We start from the raw sequence: 20,211 nt of genomic DNA on the forward strand, positions 1-20,211 counted from the left end.
AAACTCCCAAAAGTATCCTTTAAATGGTACTTGCTAAATTAGGGTACACATTTGGAGAAATGCATGAAGTTACCTAAAATCTATGAGCATTTCAGGCAAGGTCAAATCTTTACAATTGAAGAAGCTCGCGAGAAGTTAAAAACTACTGGCAACACCCTACGTAAACGTCTCAGTGAATTGGCCGCAAGAGGGTATATTTTCTCAATTCGCCAAGGATTATATAGAGTCAGCAAGATAGGTGAAAGGCCTGGCATTGAAAAAAGCTCTCCATTTGCTGTAGCTGGAAAAATAACCCCTTATTCTTATGTAGGCTTTCACTCAGCCTTGCAACTTCATGCAAAAGAAATTCCTAAAGAGAATGATACTGTTTTTATTGTTAGCCCGACAAAGTTTAACTCTTTTCGATTTGAAGGGATTCACTATTTTTGGTGTCAGAGTCCTGAGCCCCATGGACTTGAAACTTATTTACTTAGAGAATGTGATGTAGAATATGCTGTTTTAGTCACTAATTTTGAAAAATCATTAGTAGATTGTTTGAAAAGACCGGCTCATTGCCCACCTTTTTCTGAACTTGTTAGATTGTGTAAAAAAATTGATGATTTACCTGATTTAGAGAAAATTCTTAAGTACGCAACTGATTGCAATGTGCAAGCGCTCTTTAATAGGTTGGGCTTTTTATTTGAGAAAAACTTTAGTCACTGGAGCATTCAAGAACCCTTTTTTAATTATATAAGAGATAGAATGAGTCGTAAACAAACAGAATGGCCAATACTGTACGACAGTAATGAGGGTTTAGGGCAAAAACAAAAAAATATCATCCCTAGCGATACTCATTTTCATGAGAGCAAAAATAAGTGGAAAGTTCAATTTAATCAGCAAAATTGAATAGTTATATATTTTATTTTTCTTTTAGCCATTTTTCTAACGGAAACAACTTGACTCTGTTTATCACTTTCAGTAGATACAATTTTACTCTCAGGTGCGGGAGTAGCTCAGTTGGCTAGAGCATCGCCTTGCCATGGCGAGGGTCGAGGGTTCGAGTCCCTTTTCCCGCTCCAAAAAAAAACAGTCCTAAAAATTTAGGGCTGTTTTTTTTTGCTTTAATTTTAATTTATTGCAAAATCTAATCGGATCTATTTATTTATTTTAATTTAGTTCCTTAAAAGAAACTTTTGGACATTCCTTACTTCTTTTTCCTTCAGCAGAATCAAAGTAAATATACTTTTCTTTATTTTTAAATTCTAATATTTTTGTATTCAATTCTGTATGAAAACTATTTATTTCTGGATCGATAAATTTATTTTTAGCATCAGAATTAAAGTTTATTGGGTGAGTTGTAGGTTCGTATATTTCAAGATTACATTTAGGATTAGAAGTTATTTGTACATTACTTAATTTATAATCTTGAAATGTAATATTCGAATCTTTTAATACTTCGAACATGACTCTACCATCTGTATTTGGTAGTGGTAAATTTAATATTTTAGCTATAGTTGGAGCAACATCTACATTTCCTGTTGGTAAATAATTTTTCATACCCAAATTAAAATTAGGTCCCATAGCAAGTAATATATTGTTTACATCAGTTCTGCCAAATGAGCCGTGATCACCTCTTTGACCATATCCATCTGTAGAATCAAACTCGGTTCCTGTTAATCCATTTACAACAACATTTGGATTATGAGTAAGACTGATAACCATATCAGGGTTTTTTCCATATTTATTTTCTAGTTTAATATAAGATAAAGGCAATGTTCCTGCTAAGTTTTTATCAATTCCTAAGTATCTTTTATCATCAATAAAAATTGCTGAATATTCTTGTCTTCTTTGGAAAAAATTAATTAAAGCCTCAACTACTTGTTGATTATGATTTGGAATATAGACGTAGTCTGTACCTCCATTTGCTGCTATAATTACTTTTTCAATTCCATCAGAATTTGTAAGATTTTTGGGTACAAAATAAGCTGGTGATGTGTAAGGTGAATTTTTATTATTTTTATCTACACAACTCCCATCTGCATTATTGTATCCCTCTGAAGCTGTGTTTACAGAGCCATCTTCATTTAAAACTCCAGCCATCGGCATATTAAAGGAACAACCAGCACCATCAAAGGCTGCTATTTTATTTCCAAGAGAAGTTTTTAAATTTGCTTTTGTTATTAAATCGGCTGTTCTGACTATTCCAGACGTGGAATATCCATTAGTAATTAATAATTTTTTATTTTTCTCATGGTTAAATATTCTCTCAGTAGTTGTTTTGCTTAATATTTTACCATTTTTAATTTCATGTAATGGGTATACTAATTGAGGATATCCTTCTGAATCTTCCCTTTTTGTAGCTAAAATATTGCTGTGTGCATGATCTGATACAATTATTATATTTGTCTTTTCGAATAATTCTAATTCTTTTAATTTCGTAAATATTTTTCCTAAGACGATATCGTTAGATTTTAACGCATCGTAGTAAGGTTCACTACCTGGGCCATATTCATGCTGAGTAGAATCGGGATTTCTGAGCCATACAACACTTAAATTTGGGAGTTTTTTAGGGAGTATATAATTTAAAAAGATATCTGCCATATACTCATTTTTTTTGTTAAAAGGAGATGTTTTCGCTCTGCTAGGATCAGTAACATCTTCACTATTTTCTAGTAAAATTAATGGCTCACTTGCAGTAGGATCGCCATTGTTTGCTGTTAATTTAAATTGGTTTCCCGGATAGGCAATACTTGTTAATTTAGGAAGTTTAAAATTATTGTCTTGTAGTTCAAGAGCAAGGCTAAGTGGCCAAACATGTTTTTCGTCTAAAATATATCCTTTCGCTTTATAATCTTGAAAAAAAGCTGGTCCAGATTTTCCAACAACAGCTGTAACAAGACCTGAAGAGTGTGCTGATTCTAAAAGAGTTGAAACTTGCACAAGTGGTTCATTCAGTTTTTCAAAACCAGTATAAGGTTTATCTAGTGCTTGTAATATTTTGTAATCTTCTGTAAAAATTGGGGATAAAAAAGTACTTGTTATATTTGTTCCGTTTGCATTTGACGCTTCACCATAAATTTTTTGCGCACGCCATGGTTCATAAATATAATTGCCATAAAAACCACTTTTTCCTGCATAATTTCCTGTTGCAAATGCTTGAGCATTATTCATTGTAAATGTTGGATATGCAGAATGATTATCTTTAAATTCAACACCTTTTTCAGCAATTAATTTTAGGTTTTTTATTAAATGGCTTGCTTTTGGATCGCTTAAAACATCAGGTCTTAAACCATCCCAAACAAATAAAATAACGTTATTTTTTTGATCTTTAACTTCACTATTTTTTTTTTCATTTCGTTGCATGCTTTGGCAAGAAATAATAATATTGGAAATTATAAATATTTTAGAAATATTGCTAAAAATTTTTCCTATCAAGATAGCCTCCTTTTTTTAAGGAAACATAACATTTGATTTTTTATTTATCAAATTAAGGCGTGTTTTTTTTTATATAGTTTTTATCTTTTAATATAAAAATAAGAAAAAATTACTGTTTATTCTTTTTAAGTAAAATTTTTTCACGATTGATTGAATTTTTTTTTAACAATATATTTAACAAATATTTATACTTATTTTTTTTATTAATTTCAACAAGTCTGAATATTTCAGGAGAGAGTTGTTTTTTTTTATCGTTAAGATAAAAGTTATGATTTGATTCATTCATAGCTTCTCCTCAAACAATATATTGTGAATCCATTTGGCTGGGGAATTAGGAGTCGAACCTAAACATACGGAATCAGAATCCGGTGTCCTGCCATTAGACGATTCCCCACTAGTCCACAACAAGTTATCTCTTTCATTCTAAAAAAACAAGAAATTGTTTGGAAGCATTAAATTACAATTTTTTAAGCAGGTGTTTCAATCTTGATTTAGCTTCGTTCAATGAACTTTTATAGTTGTCTGAATTTAAAATACCATTTATAAAATTTCCATTTTGACTAATCCATTTACCACCGATTAGCATATTATATATAGCGCTAGTTGTATCTCCCATTGCAAGATTTTTTGGGAAATTATCGCAAGGCCAAAGCGCAGGATGATCTGTATCCCAAATAATAAGATTAGCTAAAGCGCCTTTTTGAATAATTCCTGCTTTAAAAAAATTGTGAAATGTTCCAGGACCTTCAAAAACTTTATGGAGTAAAAAACTTGGGTCTGAAAATTTTTTATATGTTTTATTTATTTTTGCAGTATCTTTTAAAAATTGTTTTTTTGTTTTATCAGAAAATTTTGCAATAAGTTTTGAATTTAAATTGTATGTTGTTTGAAATTTTGGAAAACCAGCCACTAATTTTAATTCCTTTTGTAGATTCATTGAGTCATTACTTGCTACACAGTCTGTTGCAATAAACCATTTGATTTTATGTTTATCCCATTCAATAATATTAGCTGGAGATTGAAAAATTAATTGTGAAAAAGGACAAAAAACTAGAGAGTTATTTTTCCCTTGCAAAATTTTTAAATCTGAATTGTTCAAATAAATACAATGTACAAATAAATTAGAAGCAGAGTTTTTTGTGATTCCAAGAGAATCTAAATATTGAATAGGAGTTTTTTTATATTTTTTGTTTATTCTAGAAACTTCTTCGATAGATTGGGACACATGAGAATGGATAGGGATTTTGTACTCTTCAGATAAATTTAATATTTTTAACCACATTTCTTTGCTAACAGTGTCAGTAGCATGGGGTCCGAATGCAGAATAAATACCAGCTTTTTCAAACATAGAATTTGAAAAAATTTCAAGAGTTTCATTAAGCATATCGCCATGAAAGTTTACACCAGGACCACTAAGGTCTTGAATTGTTGAAGCAATTACAGCTGTTACACCTACATCATGACAAGCTTTAGCAACTTCTTTTCCGTAGTAGTAGTGATCCCAAATTAACCCATTACCATTTAATATGTTTTCATATGCACCAATTCTAGCAAAAGCTCTTATATCACTTGGTGTCAAAGCTGATTCTGCTTTATAGAAAAATTCTTCAATTATATTCTTATTTTTAGAATTTTGTTGGAAGAATGTGCGGAAAAAATTCATTGCAATATGTGTATGACAATTTATAAAAGCAGGGGTTACTATACGATCGCCAAAATCATGAATATTTCTATTTTTTAATTCCGTTCCCTTTTGTATTGAAGCTTGATAAGCTTCTAATGAGAGTTTTGTGACATTGCTGATTTGATTTCCTGATATTTCAATTGAAGCAGGAAAAATTTTGTACAAAGCCCCTTCTTTAAGGAGTACTTTTTTGGAAAAAACAATATCATTACAATTCACACAGTTCTCCGAAAATAATGCTTTCATAAAAGAAAAATCATCGTTAGAGATATTATGAAGAAATTTATATGTTATGCAATATTTATATTAAATTTTATTTTCCAGCTGCAATTGCATGCAAAAGAATCTGGCTATTTGTGGACTCCTATAGCATGGACACTGACACTAAATCCAAATATTCCAGACGATTTTAATTTAGAAATAAAATCTGTCAGTCTAAATTTCTATGATAAAAGTAATGATAAAGTTATATTAAAAGACTTATCATTTATAGGAAAAAAAAATTCAATTTTATATTTGAATAAGAAAAAAAGAAGTCAAATTTTTTTCGCGAAAAAGTTTAATGAAATTGAAGAAGGGAAATATGAATTTAAGGGGCTCTTGTTAAAATATCGAATAAATAAAGGAGAGTTATCTCAGTTTGAAGTTCTTGCAACTAATCTTTATAAAAAAGATAAGGACAAATATTTGCAGGTTCAAATTCAAAATAATTACATTTCTCCAATGCCTGAAGTATCTTTTGAGACAAAATTTGACATAAAAAACAATCAATTAGCTGATTTTACTAATTATTATGACATTATTGAAGATGATTATATAGAAATCAATGAAATTTATACAGAGATTAAATCTTTGAAAAATAAAATATTTTCAAATAAAGTAAAATTTATGTACGCAAACAAAATATTTCCACCTTTACAATTAAACGGGAGTAAAATAAGACATCCAAACTCTAATAATTTAGGTATGTTAGTAGATGTTAGTTGTGAAATTAAGGGAATTCTTAAAACTGTTTGGGTCAATAAAACAGATTTGCTTCAATATGTTTTTTATAGAAAAGTAAATTATGAAAAAAATACTTGTAATATTCATAATACATTTATTCAAAAATTCTATCTGCCGAATGGAGTCTGGAACATGCAATCTATGACGATTGCTTCTAAGGATTTATCTGAAAAAAAATTTCAAACCCTTCCTTTAATTACAAAAGCAAAAGAACTAAAAAAGTATTTTAAAATGAGTGATGATTATTTTAAAACTCAAAACATCAAAGAAAGAACTCTTTTAAAAATAATAGAGCTCAATTTGACAGGTAATAAAGATAAAAATGGGATTTATTTTTTAGGAAGTTCTGAAATAAAGAAAGAAGATACTGAAAATAATGGTGGTGGTATAGTTTTTTATTTTAAAAGAAATTATGAAATTGTGAGTTTAAAAAAAATGTTTGAAGTCAAGAAAATTTATAATGCTTATTCTGGAGAGTTAATGAAAAAAGACAGAATTATAGGAGATATACAATTAAAAATAATTTTGATAGGAAATAAAAAAAATAATAAAAGATTAGAAGCTCAATTATCTGAATTAAAAGATTTTGTCTCAACTGAGGTTATAGATTGTGTATCAGAACAGGAAGTTATAGATCCCTTGCTTGTTTTAAATGGAAACGTACAATTAAAGAATTTAAAAGAGAATTCTCGAATACTGAATGTGTCATTAAATGATTTTAATTTTATAAATAGTGGCGTTTCTCAAGATAGAATTAAACAATGTATTATGGAAAAATTAAAAAAATTTACTTTTAAAAAAACATTTACTACACCATTTAAAGCGCAAATTGTGTTTGAAAGTTATTAACATAAGCATGAAATATAAACTTTTAAATGTTAGAATTCAAAAATCAAGTGAACAAAAACCATTAAATTATCCAATTGTTTTACTTAGAGGACTCGGTCGCTCAATGAGTTTTTGGCTAGATTTTGAAGCTGAACTTTTAAAATATTTTGATATTGTTTTTGTTGATTTACTAGGTACCGGTGGTAGTAAAAGTTTTTTTGGTAGGAAAAGTATTGATAAATTTGCACAAGATGTTATTTTTACTTTAAACTACTATAATATTAAAAATTTTCATCTAGCTGGCATGAGCTTAGGAGGAATGGTTGCTTTAGAAATGACCCATATTTTAGGGAAAAATAATTGGTATAATTTATCATGCAAATCTATAATTGTTTTAAGTTCTTCTGCTATTGGTTCAGGATTAAAAAGAATATATATTTTGCCGCTAATTAGTATTTTATTTTCACTAATTCTTTCTTTTTTTTTAGGAAAGTTATCCCATAAGTATTTTGCAAAATATCTAATTGCTAATAGAAATATTCCTTTAGATTTTTGGATTACTAAATGGGACAATATTTGGGAAAATGAATATTTTTCTAGAATGGCTTTACTACGCCAATTAATTTCTGCTAGTTTTTATAGAATAAAATTAAACAGCAAGCAATTAAAATACAATTATCTTTTTCTTGTTTCTAAAGACGATGCTTTAGTGCCATGGCAAAATACTGTTTATTTATGGCAAAAAACATCTTTAGCTTCTTTAGTTGTGTTAGATGGTTTAGGCCATGATTTAACTACTGATTCACCAGAAAAAATTGCAACTATATTTTATGAATTTTCATTGAAATTTGATGCTTAATTATTTTTTCCATATGGCTTTAACTTATCTGGAGTCTCATGAAAATGAATTGTTTTATTACTACCCCAATAGAAATCAGCACCTAATGCTAATTTTTGAAATACTTCGATAGCTTCTTTTTTTGATACAAAATCAACATAAGCTTCTCTATATTCCCCAATATTTAAATTTGTGTATTTTATTATAACTCGATACTTTCCATTATGCAGAATCATAATATCTACCCAATTTGCGCTAAAACCACCTGAATATGAATATGGATAGTATATTAAATTAAATAATATTATAATTGATAAATAAACATATTTTCTAAGCATAAAAAAACACCCGAAAGAAATATTTATTATTTCGGGTGTATTATCTAGAATTTGATAGAAATTAAATTCCTAAGGAAAGTTTAAACTATCCAAGGTTTAGTGCCTTCTACAGAAGGGGTTTTTCCAATCGCATCTTTTCTACTTAACTTAATTCTACCTGTACGATCAAGCTCAATTACTTTGACCATAACTTCATCGCCTTCTTTAACGACTTCTTCAGTTTTATTAATTCTAGTTGCGGCAAGTTGAGAGATATGAACCAAGCCTTCGACACCAGGTTTAATTTCTACAAAAGCTCCAAAATCAGCAGTTTTCTTGACAATTCCAAGATAAATTTCACCAATTTCAGGATCGGTAGTTAGATAATTCACCATGCGTTTTGCTTTTGCTGCCGAATTGCCGTCAGTTGAAGCAATGCTTACAATTCCTTCATCATTTACTTCGAGCTTACAGCCTGTATCTGAAACTATTTTCTTAATATTTTTTCCACCAGGACCAATTAAATCACGAACTCTTTCTGGTTTAATTTTAATTTGTTCAATTCTTGGAGCAAGTTGGCTAAGATCGTTTGGTCTGGATATTACACGCAACATGTTATCTAAAATTAAAGTTCTACCTTCTTTAGCTTGTGCAAGTGCTTGTGCAAGAATTTCCATAGAAATTCCAGAAATTTTGATATCCATTTGCATAGCGGTAATTCCATTTTTACCACCTGCGACTTTAAAATCCATATCACCTAAATGATCTTCGTCACCTAAGATATCAGAAAGAATTGCAAATTCTTTATCTTCTAGAATAAGTCCCATAGCAATACCGGCTATCGGTTCTTTTAAAGGAACACCAGCATCAAGCATAGCTAAAGTACCAGAACAAACGGAGGCCATCGAACTTGAACCGTTACTTTCAGTAATTTCGGAAACAATTCTAATGGAATATGGAAAACGATTTTTTGTTGGAAAAGTTGCTTTTAAAGCTCTTTCAGCCAAATTTCCGTGTCCAACTTCCCTGCGTCCTGGAGATCCCAGACGTTTCACTTCACCAACGGAGTAGCCAGGCATATTATAATGTAACATGAATGTTTTTTCTTCTAAGACATTCATAATAGATTCCGCTCTTTGTGCGTCATCATGGGTTCCTAGAGTGATAACACCAAGAGATTGAGTTTCACCACGTGTAAATAGTGCTGAGCCATGAGTTCTTTTTAAAACTCCTACTTGGCAATCAATATTTCTAATATCTTTTGAACTTCTTCCGTCAACTCTGCGATTATCTTTTATAATGCTTGAGCGAAGAATTTTATATTCCTGCATTTCAAACAAATATTGAAATGCTTTTTCTGATTCTTTGTCGTTTTCTATTACGAGCTCTAATTTAGCTTCTTGTTTTACTTTATCAATAGCTTTTTTTCGATCTGTTTTCGAAGCTAAAGAATATGCTTCTTTTAAAGGTTTGGCATATTTTTTAGAAATAATAGCTTTCATATCATTATTTTGTGGTGCTTCTGGAACAGTTCTTTTTTCTTTGCCACAAATTTTACGGATTTGTTCTTGGATATCACATAATTTTTTTATTTCTTTGTGACCAATTTCAATAGCTTCCAATATTTGAGCTTCTGTCAAAAAGTTTGCAGCCGCTTCTACCATTAAAATTGCGTCTTTAGTTCCCGCTACTACTAAATCTAAGTCACTTGTAGGGAGATCTGATTCAGCTGGGTTGATTAAAAATTTACCATCTTTGAAACCTATTCTTACTCCAGCTACTGGTCCTGCAAATGGAATGTCTGAAATATGAAGAGCGCAACTAGCTCCTAAGATAGCAAGTTGTGCAGGAGATACTTTAGACTCTAGAGATATTACTTGAGCAATTACTTGAGTTTCAACCAAATACGTTTCTGGAAAGAGAGGGCGAATTGGCCTGTCTATCAAGCGGCTAGTTAGTATTTCTCTGTCTGAAGGTCTTGTTTCTCTTTTTATGTACCCACCAGGTATTCTTCCAGCAGAGTAAAACTTCTCAATATAATCTACCGATAAAGGAAAAAAGGAAGCTGTTGCTTGAGCTTCTTTTGCTGCTGTGGCGGTGACAAGAACTTGAGTTCCGCCACAAGTTACAAGAACAGAACCGCCTGCTTGTCTTGCTATACGTCCTGTTTCAATAGTGATTTCATCTTCACCAATTTTTATGGACTTTTCTGTGATATTAAACATGAAAAAACCTTAATAAATCCTAAATAGCCAAACAAAAATCGGGAGAAATTGTATGGCTATTTGATTGCTGTTTATCCTCCCGGCCAATCCGAGAGTCCCAACGCACCATGCGCCGGCTTCTTTGTTTCCCGTTTGTCGAAAGTTCATGCTAGCAGATAATTTTCTTAAGAAAAAGCATTTAGTTTAGATTTAGTTGAATCTAATTGCGTTTGGTGATTTAACCATCAAGGCGTTTTAACGTTTAATTAATTTTTTGCTAAAATAGTTGGAGAGTTTTTTTAATGACACTTTATAAAGTATTACATTATCCTCACGTTCTTTTACGAAAAAAAGCAACGTCTGTGGAGAAATTTACAGACGAATTAAGAGATTTTTTAAAACACTTCATTAATACAATGTATGAATTTGATGGTGGTGGTTTGGCGGCTCCTCAAATTGGTGTTTCAAAACGAATTTTTGTAGTGGATTTTAAGCCCGCCTTTGAAAGTGATAAATTCGATTTTAAAAAAGAATCTTTCAGGGTTTTTGATAGTGACAATAAAGAGATTGAACCTAAGTTCCCAATGGTTTTTATTAATCCAACTTTAGTTGAAATGTCTGAGCCTATTAAGGTTAATTGGGAAGGCTGTTTGTCCTTTCCAAATGCAGAATCTTATAATACTGATAGGTTTTTAAATGTAGAAATACACGCTCAAAATGAATTTGGTGAAAAGTTTTCTGTGAAGTCTTCGCATTTATATGCAAGCGTTTGCTTTCAGCATGAATATGATCATTTAGATGGAATTATGTTAGTGGATAGATGGAATAAAAATTCTTTTTCTGATGCAGATGTTATTGCTGATATTAAAGATTTTGAAAATGATCCTGCCGAAAGAAAGAGAATGAAAAAATTAAAAGTTACTGAAGCCAGTAAACTAAAATTTGATTTTCTTTAATTATAATTTTTATATTTATTCAGATAGATAAGAAATTCTGTTAAATTTTCTTTCACTTCCACTGGTAAATAATGGAAAGAAGGCATTTCACTTTCTGGTATTCCGTTGTTTATAGTTTTCAAAAGCCCATCTTTTTCAAAATTATTAAAATATTTTGTATTAGGATCTAGAAAATTAGGAAGCTTTTTTCTAAGTGTTATTGAAGAAGGACCATCTCCTTTTCCTTTTGGGCCATGACAATTAGCACAATATTCTAAGTAATGTTGCTTTCCTTTGTTTTGTGCTTCTGTTAGCTGCATAATCTTACCTTGATTATCTGAAATAGCCCAAGGAGCTGGTTCATTTGTTAGCAGTGTACCAAACGGATTTTTATCAAAATAAGCCGGTAAAATCATAAATCCTATTACTAAAATGATAAATAAAATAAATATAAATGTACTAATCATTTTTATTGGTAGTTTTTTTCCATTATTCTCATCATTTGTCTTATTTGGCATGGTGCAATCCTTCTTTCCGATTTTTTCAGAACTTGGACTTTTCTTTTAACTATAAAAAACTGCAATTTCAAATTTATCATGTTATGGTTTGCCGCTGATGGATCGACTTTAGTTACAAGGTTCGTTTTGGAGTTTTGAATGAAATTTATACTTCCTAAGTTAAAAAATAAAAAATCAACACTATTGAATTTCTGTTATACTTCTTCTTTAGTTTTGCTAGGGAATACTGGTTATGCTTCTACATCATTGATGGTGAGTGGCCACGCTGGAGTTGTAGGTCAAGCGACTTATGGCTCACCTCCAGTTGGTTCGGACTTTTCAGCTATTCGTGTTCCAATTGGACTTGTACTAGAAGCAAGGCCTACAGACAATTTTTCATTATATCTAGGAATAGATTACGCTTATAATAACTATCCAGGACCTTCTACATATTTAGGGCAAAATTCGTCTACCGCGAAAAGTAATTCATCGGGAACCTCATCCCCTCTTCCTTTTGCAAATACCACTAATAGTTCTGCTTATTCGCAGCAAGTAGATAATGTTTATATTACTCAAGCATATTTTACTTATCAAACTGCAATAGGCTTGTTGAAAGCGGGACGAATGCCTAGACATTGGGGTTTAGGAATTTATAGGAATGCTGAGTGGACTCCTTTTTCTGGTTTGCCTTCAACTTCTGATGCTGTTGCATTAGTTACAGATTTTAATGCATTTGATATTGGTTTGTATTATGAAAAATATGCTGAGGGTGTTGGTGGAACATCTTTGGATGCAGAAGCTAATGCATTTACTATTGAAGCTCGATTAAAATCAGATCCTGCTGATGTTGTAAGTTCAGGAGTTGGTCAAGAATTGGGAATAATGTATTCAAAATTTTCGCATGGAAAATCAAGTACCTCATTGAGTATTCTTGATTTATATGCAAAATTTTATATCTCTAGTTTTTATTTAGGTTCTGAAATATTATATCCAACAGGCTCAACACAAAGTCCTAATTATCAGTCTTTAGGTGGGGCGGCAGCATGTCCTTCTACACCAGATGGTACTCCAACTGGATCTAAGACTTGTACCTCGCAAAATATTTCAGCATTTGCAGCTTTGTTAAAGTTAAAATATCAAATTGCGGCAGGCGAAAATACTTCATTAGCTTCAACGGAAAATTCACAAGTTAGACTAGGCACAGAAGAAAGAAAAATTTCACATGTTGTTGGGCTTTTAGGTGGATATGTTTCTGGTAATTCCAACCAATTCAATTCTCCTGGAACGACTAATAGTACAAATTCAATAACTGCTTTAATGTTACATTCAAATATTCAACCTGCTTTTTTAATGTTTAATAATACTTTACCTGCTATAAATGGTATGCCAGGTGGAGCTTTAACAAATACCACCTTTTTAAGGTTAGATTATACATATGAAAACCCAAGTTTTGGATCGGTTGGACCTGCTTTTATTTGGGGAATTATAAATGAAGTTAACCAAAATTATAATGCGCAAAATTCAATTTGTAGTAATAACTCTCCAACAGTAGATCCAAATAATCCTATTAATGTTCTTTGTGTTGGTGGAAATAATAGTCTAGGTTATGAGGCAGATATTTCATACAGATATACTACTTTAGATCGAGTTACTTTCGGATTAGATGCTGGATATTGGTTTGTTGGAAATGCTTGGCAAATTTATAATCAAAGCCTGAATAAAGGTGTTTATGGTATGAGAGCATCTGTTGGAATGCAATTTTAATTTCTTAAGTTTTCCTAATGGTAATGAAAATTACCAGATTACTATAAAAGTTTGCGGATCATGTCTTTTTCCGCTGACTTCTATTTCATAATGAACATGTGGGCCTGTGCTATGCCCGGTGTTACCTACTGCAGCAATGATATCTCCTTTTTTTATTTTCGCGCCTTCTTTTACATAAATATTGCTGGTATGGGCATATCTGGTAATCATTTTTCTTTCATGAATAAGTTCAATAAATTTACCGTAATCATCGGAATGACCTACCTTGTGTACAGTTCCATTTGCTGTTGCAAAAATAGGAGATCCTTTTGGAGCTGCGATGTCAATTCCAAAATGAATTCTACTTTGACCTGTAAAAGGGCTTACTCTCCAGCCATAAGCAGATGTAAATCGGCCTCTAACAGGAGCAATGTCGGGAATACTTTGCAGTTTCAATGCATGTTTTTGCGCTTCTACTAAGAAGATTTTTAAATCTTCTAGTTGTTTATTTGTTTTATATTCTGATTCATTAGCAACATCAAAAAGTGATTTTAATTCTAAACTATCATATTTTAGGCCAGTCATTTTATTTGATAACTCAAATTCTTCTTTAGTTAATGGCCCAATTTCATTTCCTTTCGGAGTGTGTTCTATTGGTGGTTTTGAATTCTCAATATTTTGTGTTGTACTTTTTGTGCTATTTGATTTTTTACGGTCATCAGTTCTTGTTGTTACTTTTTTAATTTTATCTGAATAATAGTTCACTTGTTCAACTTGATTTTGGATATTTCTAATTTTTGAATTTAATGCTTCAACTTCGCTTTGCAATCCTAAACTCTGATCTCTTAGTTTTTCTAATTCTAGAGCATCCTTTTTTGTTACGACATAATTCCATGTCATTGTAACAGCTATTGTAACTATTACTATTGAAACCAATAGTAGAGCAGGTGGTAAAAAGGTAGGTAATTGAAAAATATGGGTTTTTCCTGTTTTTTTTGAGACATAAATCACTGTATGGCTATCAAAAAATTTTTTTTTCGTTGTGTTTTTGTATTTATAATTAGTTTTTTTAAGAGAATTAGGGACTTCTGACACCAACACCTCACAAGAATATAATTTTCTCTATTTCTTATCGGTGTTTTGTGGAAAATAATGGAGTAATAATTTCCTATTAATATTAATAGGATAGTAGGAATTTTTGTGTGGCCTGGCCGGCGCGATTCGAACACGCGACCATCGGATTAGAAATCCGATGCTCTATCCAGCTGAGCTACGGCCAGAACACACGGTTATTTGGTTAGCATAAGTTGAATTACTTTGTAAAGTTTTTCAAAAATAATTTAATCTTTTAATCTACGATCTAAATAATCGCCGAGTTGTTTAGCAGTATAGGAATAGCCAAAAAATCTAAAAGTTAATGATAACACATATGTAGACATGTTTTCTGAGATACCTGCAGGTTTATTCCGGGCAAACATGAGATCAAGACAATTTTGCAAATTCATGAAAGTTATACTTTGAGATGATCCGTATCCTTTTCCATCGCTGGTATCAGTATTAGCTGTAGGATCTGTACTTTTAGACCATTGGTAACTAAATTTAAGCCAGTTTAAAGGTGTGTAATCAACACCTAAAGTTTGTTGAGTTTTTCTAATGAAATCATTTTGGATATTAGAGTTTGGATTAATAACAAACTGTTGATTGTTGGTATAATTAAAACCAAGTCCATAAGGGAGTTCTGCTGAAATACTAGATGTAAAAGAACTTATTCTTTGATAATATTGGTTATAGCTAACTCCTACATTTGCACTTAAAGGTAAGACTGGGTTCATATTTAAATTCGCCGAAGCTACTATGTCGGTATATTTTTGTGAACTGACGGGAGAAACATTTGGCCCCGCTAGCGAATTTGTTTCGTTGGCAGTTGTATCTGCCATAAGATTATAGCCTGAAGAAACACTTAGAGAAAGAGGAGTAAATGAAAGTAAAGATTTTTTTGCATAATAGTTTCCAGCAGGCCAAATATAATTCTGATTTAATTCAGTGGATGTAATTTTATCGTAGTAATTTTCTAATTCAGTTTTTGCCCAAGAATCAAAAATTTTATTTGAATTAGTTTGTGATGATAAAGAGTAAATTTCATCAGATTTATCTGAAATTTTTATTTTTTGCTGTTCTATAATTTTATGGAAAAAATCAAGATTCGCAACTCCTGGTTCAGAAATTAAAGGAAGTCTTGAAATATTATCTTTTGTTTCTATAAATTGTTCTTTATCGATGGTCCAAGAAAGAGTTGCGCCAAAATTAATTATAGCAGAACTTACTGTTTTATCTTGATCATACCAAAGTTGATAAGTATTTGGAAAATTATTACTTCGACTTACTGAAGGAATGTAATTAAAATCAATAAAGGGAGTTAAGTTTTGTGTTATATTCGTTTTAACTTCATTATTTTGGGTCATAAAATTTGTACTCGAATATAATGGAACATCTAAATGCAATTTATAAAACATATAGCCCATGTAAGGCTGGACATTTTGATAAGGATATGAGTCAGGAAAATAGTATTGCGTACCAACGGCAGTAGCTGAAATATTTGAATTAAAGTAATCATTAGCTGGAAATGGCAAAGTTAAAGTTGAAGAAGTAAATGCTCTTTTTCCTTGAGCGTAGGGGTCGTTGGGATTTCTTTGATAATTTGAATCATAATTCCCCGTCAAAGAATTTGCTGGGGTAGTTGTAAATAAAGTTTGTGGGACAGGTATATAATTTTGATTATTTTGTCTCACTATATTTTCAAAAGTAGTATTATTACTGAAAATAAATGGAGTATTAAAATATTTTGCTGGTAATAAATCAAATTCTACTTTTGGTGATTTATAAGGTGTACTACTAGTATTTGCAGAAAATAAATCTTTATTTGCTTGTATTTTTAAAGATAATATAAAATTATCTCCGTAATATTCAGCCGAAGCGTCTTGGTTTAAAAATCTTCTTGAAGCTGAAGAGGTGTCCCCAAATACTGCCGCAGTAGGATTAATATTAGAGTTATTATTAGAATAATCAGAAAGGTAAAGGTTGTCACTTACATCTTCATAATTTGATTTTAATGAACCAGAAGAAGTTATAGGTAAGTTAACAGATGAATCGGTATACCATCTATTTTGACTATTTGTTCCTCTGTAACTATTGTATGTATTTATATCGTTTTGAGAAGTTGATTGTGCAATAGCAGCATCTATTTTTTGAGCGTTAGAGTTATAATCATTAAGATATGTTTTATCCTTAATAAATTTTCCTTCAGTTTTAAATTGACTTTCACGATCTATTTGAAAGCGAAACTCGCCTGAAAATTGTGAGCCTCTCCCTGAAAAATATTCATAAGTAACAGTACTATCTGCATAAGGTCCTAATACAATAAAATAAGGAATTATGGTTGCGGAGCCAGCGTTAGTACTTGTGTAAGAGCTAGGAGTTAAGAATCCTGACTCTCTCTTATTTTTAATTGGAAATTTAAGCCAAGGTGAATAAAAAACAGGTACAGTAAAAAAATCAATAGTTACATCACGCATTGTAATGTAATTATCCATTTCAATTTTAGCATTTTCAGAACTAAATCCATAAATAGGAGGTTCATTTAAAGGACTGCAATTACAAGGAGTGATAATTGAATTATTTAAAATTAATGTATCATTATCTTTTTGAATTATTTGTGATGCTGCAACTTTTATATATCCATTAATCGATGAAAAATTAGCAATTTTTTGGACTACTTCTGGATTTTCTGCTTTAAATTTTTCTACAGCAGAACGTCTATCTAATAATTTTTCTTTGTCTTTTTGTGGTAATTTTTCAAGAAAAGCATTAGGTTGAAATTGTGTCCGAGTTAAGCGTGCTAAAAGACGAGCATATTTTGCATTAATTTCTTTTAATCTGTTTGTATAATTTTCATTATTATTTTTTTTGAATTTTTTTAAATTTTGAATTCTAGCATATTCTTCTCTAAGTTCTTTTAATTCATTTTCAATTTCTTTTGTCCTATTATCTTTTGATACTTCATAAGCAATTTCAGCTTTAGAAATTCCTAAAGTTAATTCTGAAAATTTTTCATCTGTTTCTTTAGGGTCTGATATAATTTTGGCATCATCCATTCGCATTTGTTTGGTAAACAAATCAATTACAATTCTTGAGGCAATTGCTTTTTGTTTGTTACTAATTAAATTAACATTTCCTTCTGCTGTAACAATCCCTACTTTTTTTTGTAAGATAATATTGTTGGCGGAAATATATATGTTCCCTACCAGAATAATTGCATTACCATTTAATTCAAATGCTTCATTGTTTTTATTTAAATTGATTGAATTTGCATCATAAAAAACCAAATTAGGAATAAGGCTATTATTAAAAAATTCTTGCGCAAAAGATTTTTCAACTTGTAAAGTTATAAAAAAGAAGCAGGGTAATAGAAATTTTCTCAGACATGTATAAAATTTTTTAATCACTCAATTCCCCGTTAAGAAGGAAAGGCCAAATCGTTCCATTGCTAAACCAATAAAAGCTATTGAACCAGTAATAACAATGGGATCATTTATATTTTGATTCATTGCAGCTTCTAAAGCAATTTCGTATTTATCATAACAGAAAATATTAAAATGTTGAGATTGATTCTCTATTTTTAATTTATGGAAATACTCTAGAATATTTTTGGATAATTCTGATCTAGGTGAATCCATTTCGGTAACATAAATGGTGTGAGCTATTTCTGGTATTTTTCTTAAAGTTTTTTTCCAATCTTTATCACTTAAGCTGGCAAAAACTAATGTACAACGTCTTTCAGAAAATTCAGATCGCTTATATTCTTGTAAAAAGAATTCAAAACCATCAGGATTATGTGAAGCATCAAAAATGATTGTTCTATTTTCTATCTGCCTAATATCAAATCTACCAGGCCATTGTGTTTTTTTGATTCCTTCAATAGTTTTTTCATAATTAAAAAGAAATTTTTTATTTAAGTGATATTGTATTTCTAATTCAATTTCTTGAATAGCAAGAAGAGCTGTTTTTAAATTTGCAATATTTAGGTTCGCAAAAGTTAAATCTGAATGATTGCTTAATTTAATTTGAGAAAAAACGGTATTGAATTTTTCATTGAATGCAGTCGAAAATAATTTAGGTATTGCACCAATTAGTTGAATTGTTTTGATTGCACCAGAAAGTGCTGATGGACTTAAATCCCCTAAAATTACTGGTCTATTTCTTCTAGAAACATATGATTTGTCTGCAGCAATTTTTTCTTCACTATCACCTAAAACTTCAGTATGTTCCAAGGTTATAGAAGTTACCACGCTAACCAAAGGTGAAATACAGTTTGTGCTATCTAACAATCCCCCCAAACCAACTTCGCAGACTAAAAAATCGATGTCTTCTTTTTTAAAAGTAAATAAAGAAGTTGCGGTTAATATTTCAAATAAACTTGCATCAGGTAAGGTATTTTGCGCTTCAGCAATGATGGTTAAGAGATTTTTTTCAAAAACATCCTCTGACAACGGAATACCATTTATTCTAATTCTTTCATTTGGATGTATTAAATGCGGCGAGGTATAAAGACCTGTCTTAAAACCATGAGATCTTAAAATGCTTTCAATAAATGCACAGGTGGTACCTTTTCCGTTGCTTCCAGCGACAATCACGGATGGAATATTCAACACTCCATCTTTCAAATAATTTTTCAAAAGCAAATGTAAACGATGAGAACCAGGAATCATTTTACCCCTTACTTTATTATAATAAGGTTTAAGCAAGGGAGAGATTATTTGAGGGGTAAACTTTGGTAAAGTGTATTTCATATAAATGAAACCATTTTAATTTTTTTGTTTATTTTTTGGTAATGGTTCACACAATATATTTAAAGTTCTGGAGAGTATTTCTTTCATTTCCTGTCTTTTGACTATTTTATCTAAAACACCGTGCTCAAAACAAAATTCAGCTGTTTGAAAATTTTCTGGTAATTTTTGTCTAATAATATTTTCAATTACTCTTCTACCTGCAAAACCTATAGTAGATTTAGGTTCTGCATAATTAATATCGCCCAGCATTGCAAAACTAGCCGCAACGCCTCCAGTTGTAGGATCACACATAACACTGATGAAAGGTAGAGAGGCTTCTCGATGTAGAGCTATGGCTGTCGAAGTTTTTGCCATTTGCATGAGGGATAAAAGACCTTCTTGCATTCTTGCTCCTCCACTACTACTGACAAGAATAACTGGCATATTATTTCTTCTGGCTCTGGCAAACATTCTATTAATTCGTTCTCCCACAACGGAGCCCATGCTTCCACCCATCCAGAAAAAATCAAGTACGCCTAAAGCAACTGGTCTGTTATTTAAAAGACCTGCACCGGTAATTACCGCATCATATTTAGAAGTTTTTTTGATCATATTTTTAAGACGGTCTTTATAAGGCCGACCATCATCAGACAGCAGGGGGTCATTACTACAAAGAGTGTGATCCCATTCAAAAAAAGTATTATTGTCAATAAGAAGTTCAATACGCTGTTCACCTGGGAATCGATGATGATAGTTGCAAGTTGGGCAAACAAGATGGTTTTCTTCAAGATCTGATATAAGAACAATTTCTGAGCAGGAAGGGCATTTTTCCCAAACCCCACTTGGTAGTGATTTTTTTTCTGACACATCTTGAAGTTTTGCTGGTTCGCGCGATAGCCATCCCATGTTAAGTAACCTCCT

At 31.1% G+C, this 20,211-nt stretch carries 15 protein-coding genes and 3 tRNA genes; 6 read left to right on the forward strand and 12 right to left on the reverse strand.

Translation table 11 applies throughout. From position 1 onward, the window contains the following. The first annotated feature begins 63 nt into the window (after positions 1 to 63). Both QEJ31_RS08400 and QEJ31_RS08405 read left to right on the forward strand, forming a co-directional pair. Positions 64 to 885 carry a hypothetical protein gene (locus QEJ31_RS08400; RefSeq protein ID WP_280589316.1) on the forward strand — a complete coding sequence of 274 codons (822 nt, stop codon included), beginning with the start codon at positions 64 to 66 and terminating at the stop codon, positions 883 to 885. Positions 886 to 981: 96 nt separating this feature from the next. Further along, positions 982 to 1,058, forward strand: a tRNA-Gly gene (locus QEJ31_RS08405). An 88-nt stretch (positions 1,059 to 1,146) separates the two neighbouring features. On the opposite strand, the gene QEJ31_RS08410 is transcribed toward QEJ31_RS08405, so the two are convergent. The 4 genes from QEJ31_RS08410 to QEJ31_RS08425 form a co-directional block, all read right to left on the reverse strand. Beyond that, entirely contained in the window at positions 1,147 to 3,414 is a 2,268-nt protein-coding gene (locus QEJ31_RS08410) for an alkaline phosphatase family protein (protein ID WP_280589318.1), read from the reverse strand. 109 nt (positions 3,415 to 3,523) lie between these two features. Then, the gene (locus QEJ31_RS08415) at positions 3,524 to 3,700 is read right to left on the reverse strand and encodes a hypothetical protein (RefSeq protein WP_280589319.1); all 177 of its coding nucleotides are present in this window, start codon (positions 3,698 to 3,700) and stop codon (positions 3,524 to 3,526) included. A 34-nt stretch (positions 3,701 to 3,734) separates the two neighbouring features. Next, positions 3,735 to 3,808, reverse strand: a tRNA-Gln gene (locus tag QEJ31_RS08420). Positions 3,809 to 3,871: 63 nt separating this feature from the next. Further along, positions 3,872 to 5,317, reverse strand: a complete 1,446-nt coding sequence (locus tag QEJ31_RS08425) for an amidohydrolase family protein (RefSeq protein WP_280589320.1) — start codon at positions 5,315 to 5,317, stop codon at positions 3,872 to 3,874. Positions 5,318 to 5,371: 54 nt separating this feature from the next. Here QEJ31_RS08425 and QEJ31_RS08430 point away from each other — a divergent pair, with 54 nt between their 5' ends. Both QEJ31_RS08430 and QEJ31_RS08435 read left to right on the forward strand, forming a co-directional pair. After that, positions 5,372 to 6,952: a hypothetical protein gene (locus QEJ31_RS08430; protein WP_280589322.1), complete on the forward strand. Its 1,581-nt coding sequence runs from the start codon at positions 5,372 to 5,374 to the stop codon at positions 6,950 to 6,952. Positions 6,953 to 6,959: 7 nt separating this feature from the next. Continuing rightward, positions 6,960 to 7,790, forward strand: coding sequence for an alpha/beta hydrolase (locus QEJ31_RS08435; RefSeq protein WP_280589323.1), 831 nt, complete (start codon positions 6,960 to 6,962; stop codon positions 7,788 to 7,790). Here the strand turns inward: QEJ31_RS08435 and QEJ31_RS08440 are convergent. Further along, the gene (locus QEJ31_RS08440; protein WP_280589324.1) at positions 7,787 to 8,107 is read right to left on the reverse strand and encodes a hypothetical protein; all 321 of its coding nucleotides are present in this window, start codon (positions 8,105 to 8,107) and stop codon (positions 7,787 to 7,789) included. The genes QEJ31_RS08435 and QEJ31_RS08440 overlap by 4 nt on opposite strands. Before the next feature lie 80 nt (positions 8,108 to 8,187). Next, positions 8,188 to 10,311 carry a polyribonucleotide nucleotidyltransferase gene (gene pnp / locus QEJ31_RS08445; RefSeq protein WP_280589325.1) on the reverse strand — a complete coding sequence of 708 codons (2,124 nt, stop codon included), beginning with the start codon at positions 10,309 to 10,311 and terminating at the stop codon, positions 8,188 to 8,190. A gap of 281 nt (positions 10,312 to 10,592) precedes the next feature. Here pnp and QEJ31_RS08450 point away from each other — a divergent pair, with 281 nt between their 5' ends. Then, positions 10,593 to 11,246, forward strand: a complete 654-nt coding sequence (locus QEJ31_RS08450; RefSeq protein WP_280589326.1) for a peptide deformylase — start codon at positions 10,593 to 10,595, stop codon at positions 11,244 to 11,246. Here the strand turns inward: QEJ31_RS08450 and QEJ31_RS08455 are convergent. After that, positions 11,243 to 11,743 carry a cytochrome c gene (locus tag QEJ31_RS08455; RefSeq protein WP_280589327.1) on the reverse strand — a complete coding sequence of 167 codons (501 nt, stop codon included), beginning with the start codon at positions 11,741 to 11,743 and terminating at the stop codon, positions 11,243 to 11,245. The two genes, QEJ31_RS08450 and QEJ31_RS08455, sit on opposite strands and share 4 nt — an antisense overlap. Before the next feature lie 138 nt (positions 11,744 to 11,881). On the opposite strand from QEJ31_RS08455, the gene QEJ31_RS08460 reads away from it, so the two are divergent. After that, a complete protein-coding gene (locus QEJ31_RS08460; RefSeq protein ID WP_280589328.1) occupies positions 11,882 to 13,486 on the forward strand; it encodes a hypothetical protein in 1,605 nt (534 codons plus the stop codon). 30 nt (positions 13,487 to 13,516) lie between these two features. Here the strand turns inward: QEJ31_RS08460 and QEJ31_RS08465 are convergent, their stop codons facing one another. The 5 genes from QEJ31_RS08465 to accD form a co-directional block, all read right to left on the reverse strand. Then, a complete protein-coding gene (locus QEJ31_RS08465; protein WP_280589329.1) occupies positions 13,517 to 14,560 on the reverse strand; it encodes a M23 family metallopeptidase in 1,044 nt (347 codons plus the stop codon). A gap of 108 nt (positions 14,561 to 14,668) precedes the next feature. Continuing rightward, positions 14,669 to 14,745 (reverse strand) — tRNA-Arg (locus tag QEJ31_RS08470). Positions 14,746 to 14,805: 60 nt separating this feature from the next. Then, positions 14,806 to 17,967 carry a hypothetical protein gene (locus QEJ31_RS08475; RefSeq protein ID WP_280589330.1) on the reverse strand — a complete coding sequence of 1,054 codons (3,162 nt, stop codon included), beginning with the start codon at positions 17,965 to 17,967 and terminating at the stop codon, positions 14,806 to 14,808. Continuing rightward, positions 17,968 to 19,230, reverse strand: coding sequence for a Mur ligase family protein (locus tag QEJ31_RS08480; protein ID WP_280589331.1), 1,263 nt, complete (start codon positions 19,228 to 19,230; stop codon positions 17,968 to 17,970). It abuts the gene before it with no gap. Between the two features lie 96 nt (positions 19,231 to 19,326). Continuing rightward, complete coding sequence (gene accD, locus QEJ31_RS08485; RefSeq protein ID WP_280589333.1) at positions 19,327 to 20,196, reverse strand: acetyl-CoA carboxylase, carboxyltransferase subunit beta; 870 nt, start codon at positions 20,194 to 20,196, stop codon at positions 19,327 to 19,329. Positions 20,197 to 20,211: the final 15 nt, after the last annotated feature.

Origin of the sequence: Pigmentibacter sp. JX0631 (assembly GCF_029873255.1) — a bacterium.
Lineage (GTDB): Bacteria > Bdellovibrionota_B > Oligoflexia > Silvanigrellales > Silvanigrellaceae > Silvanigrella.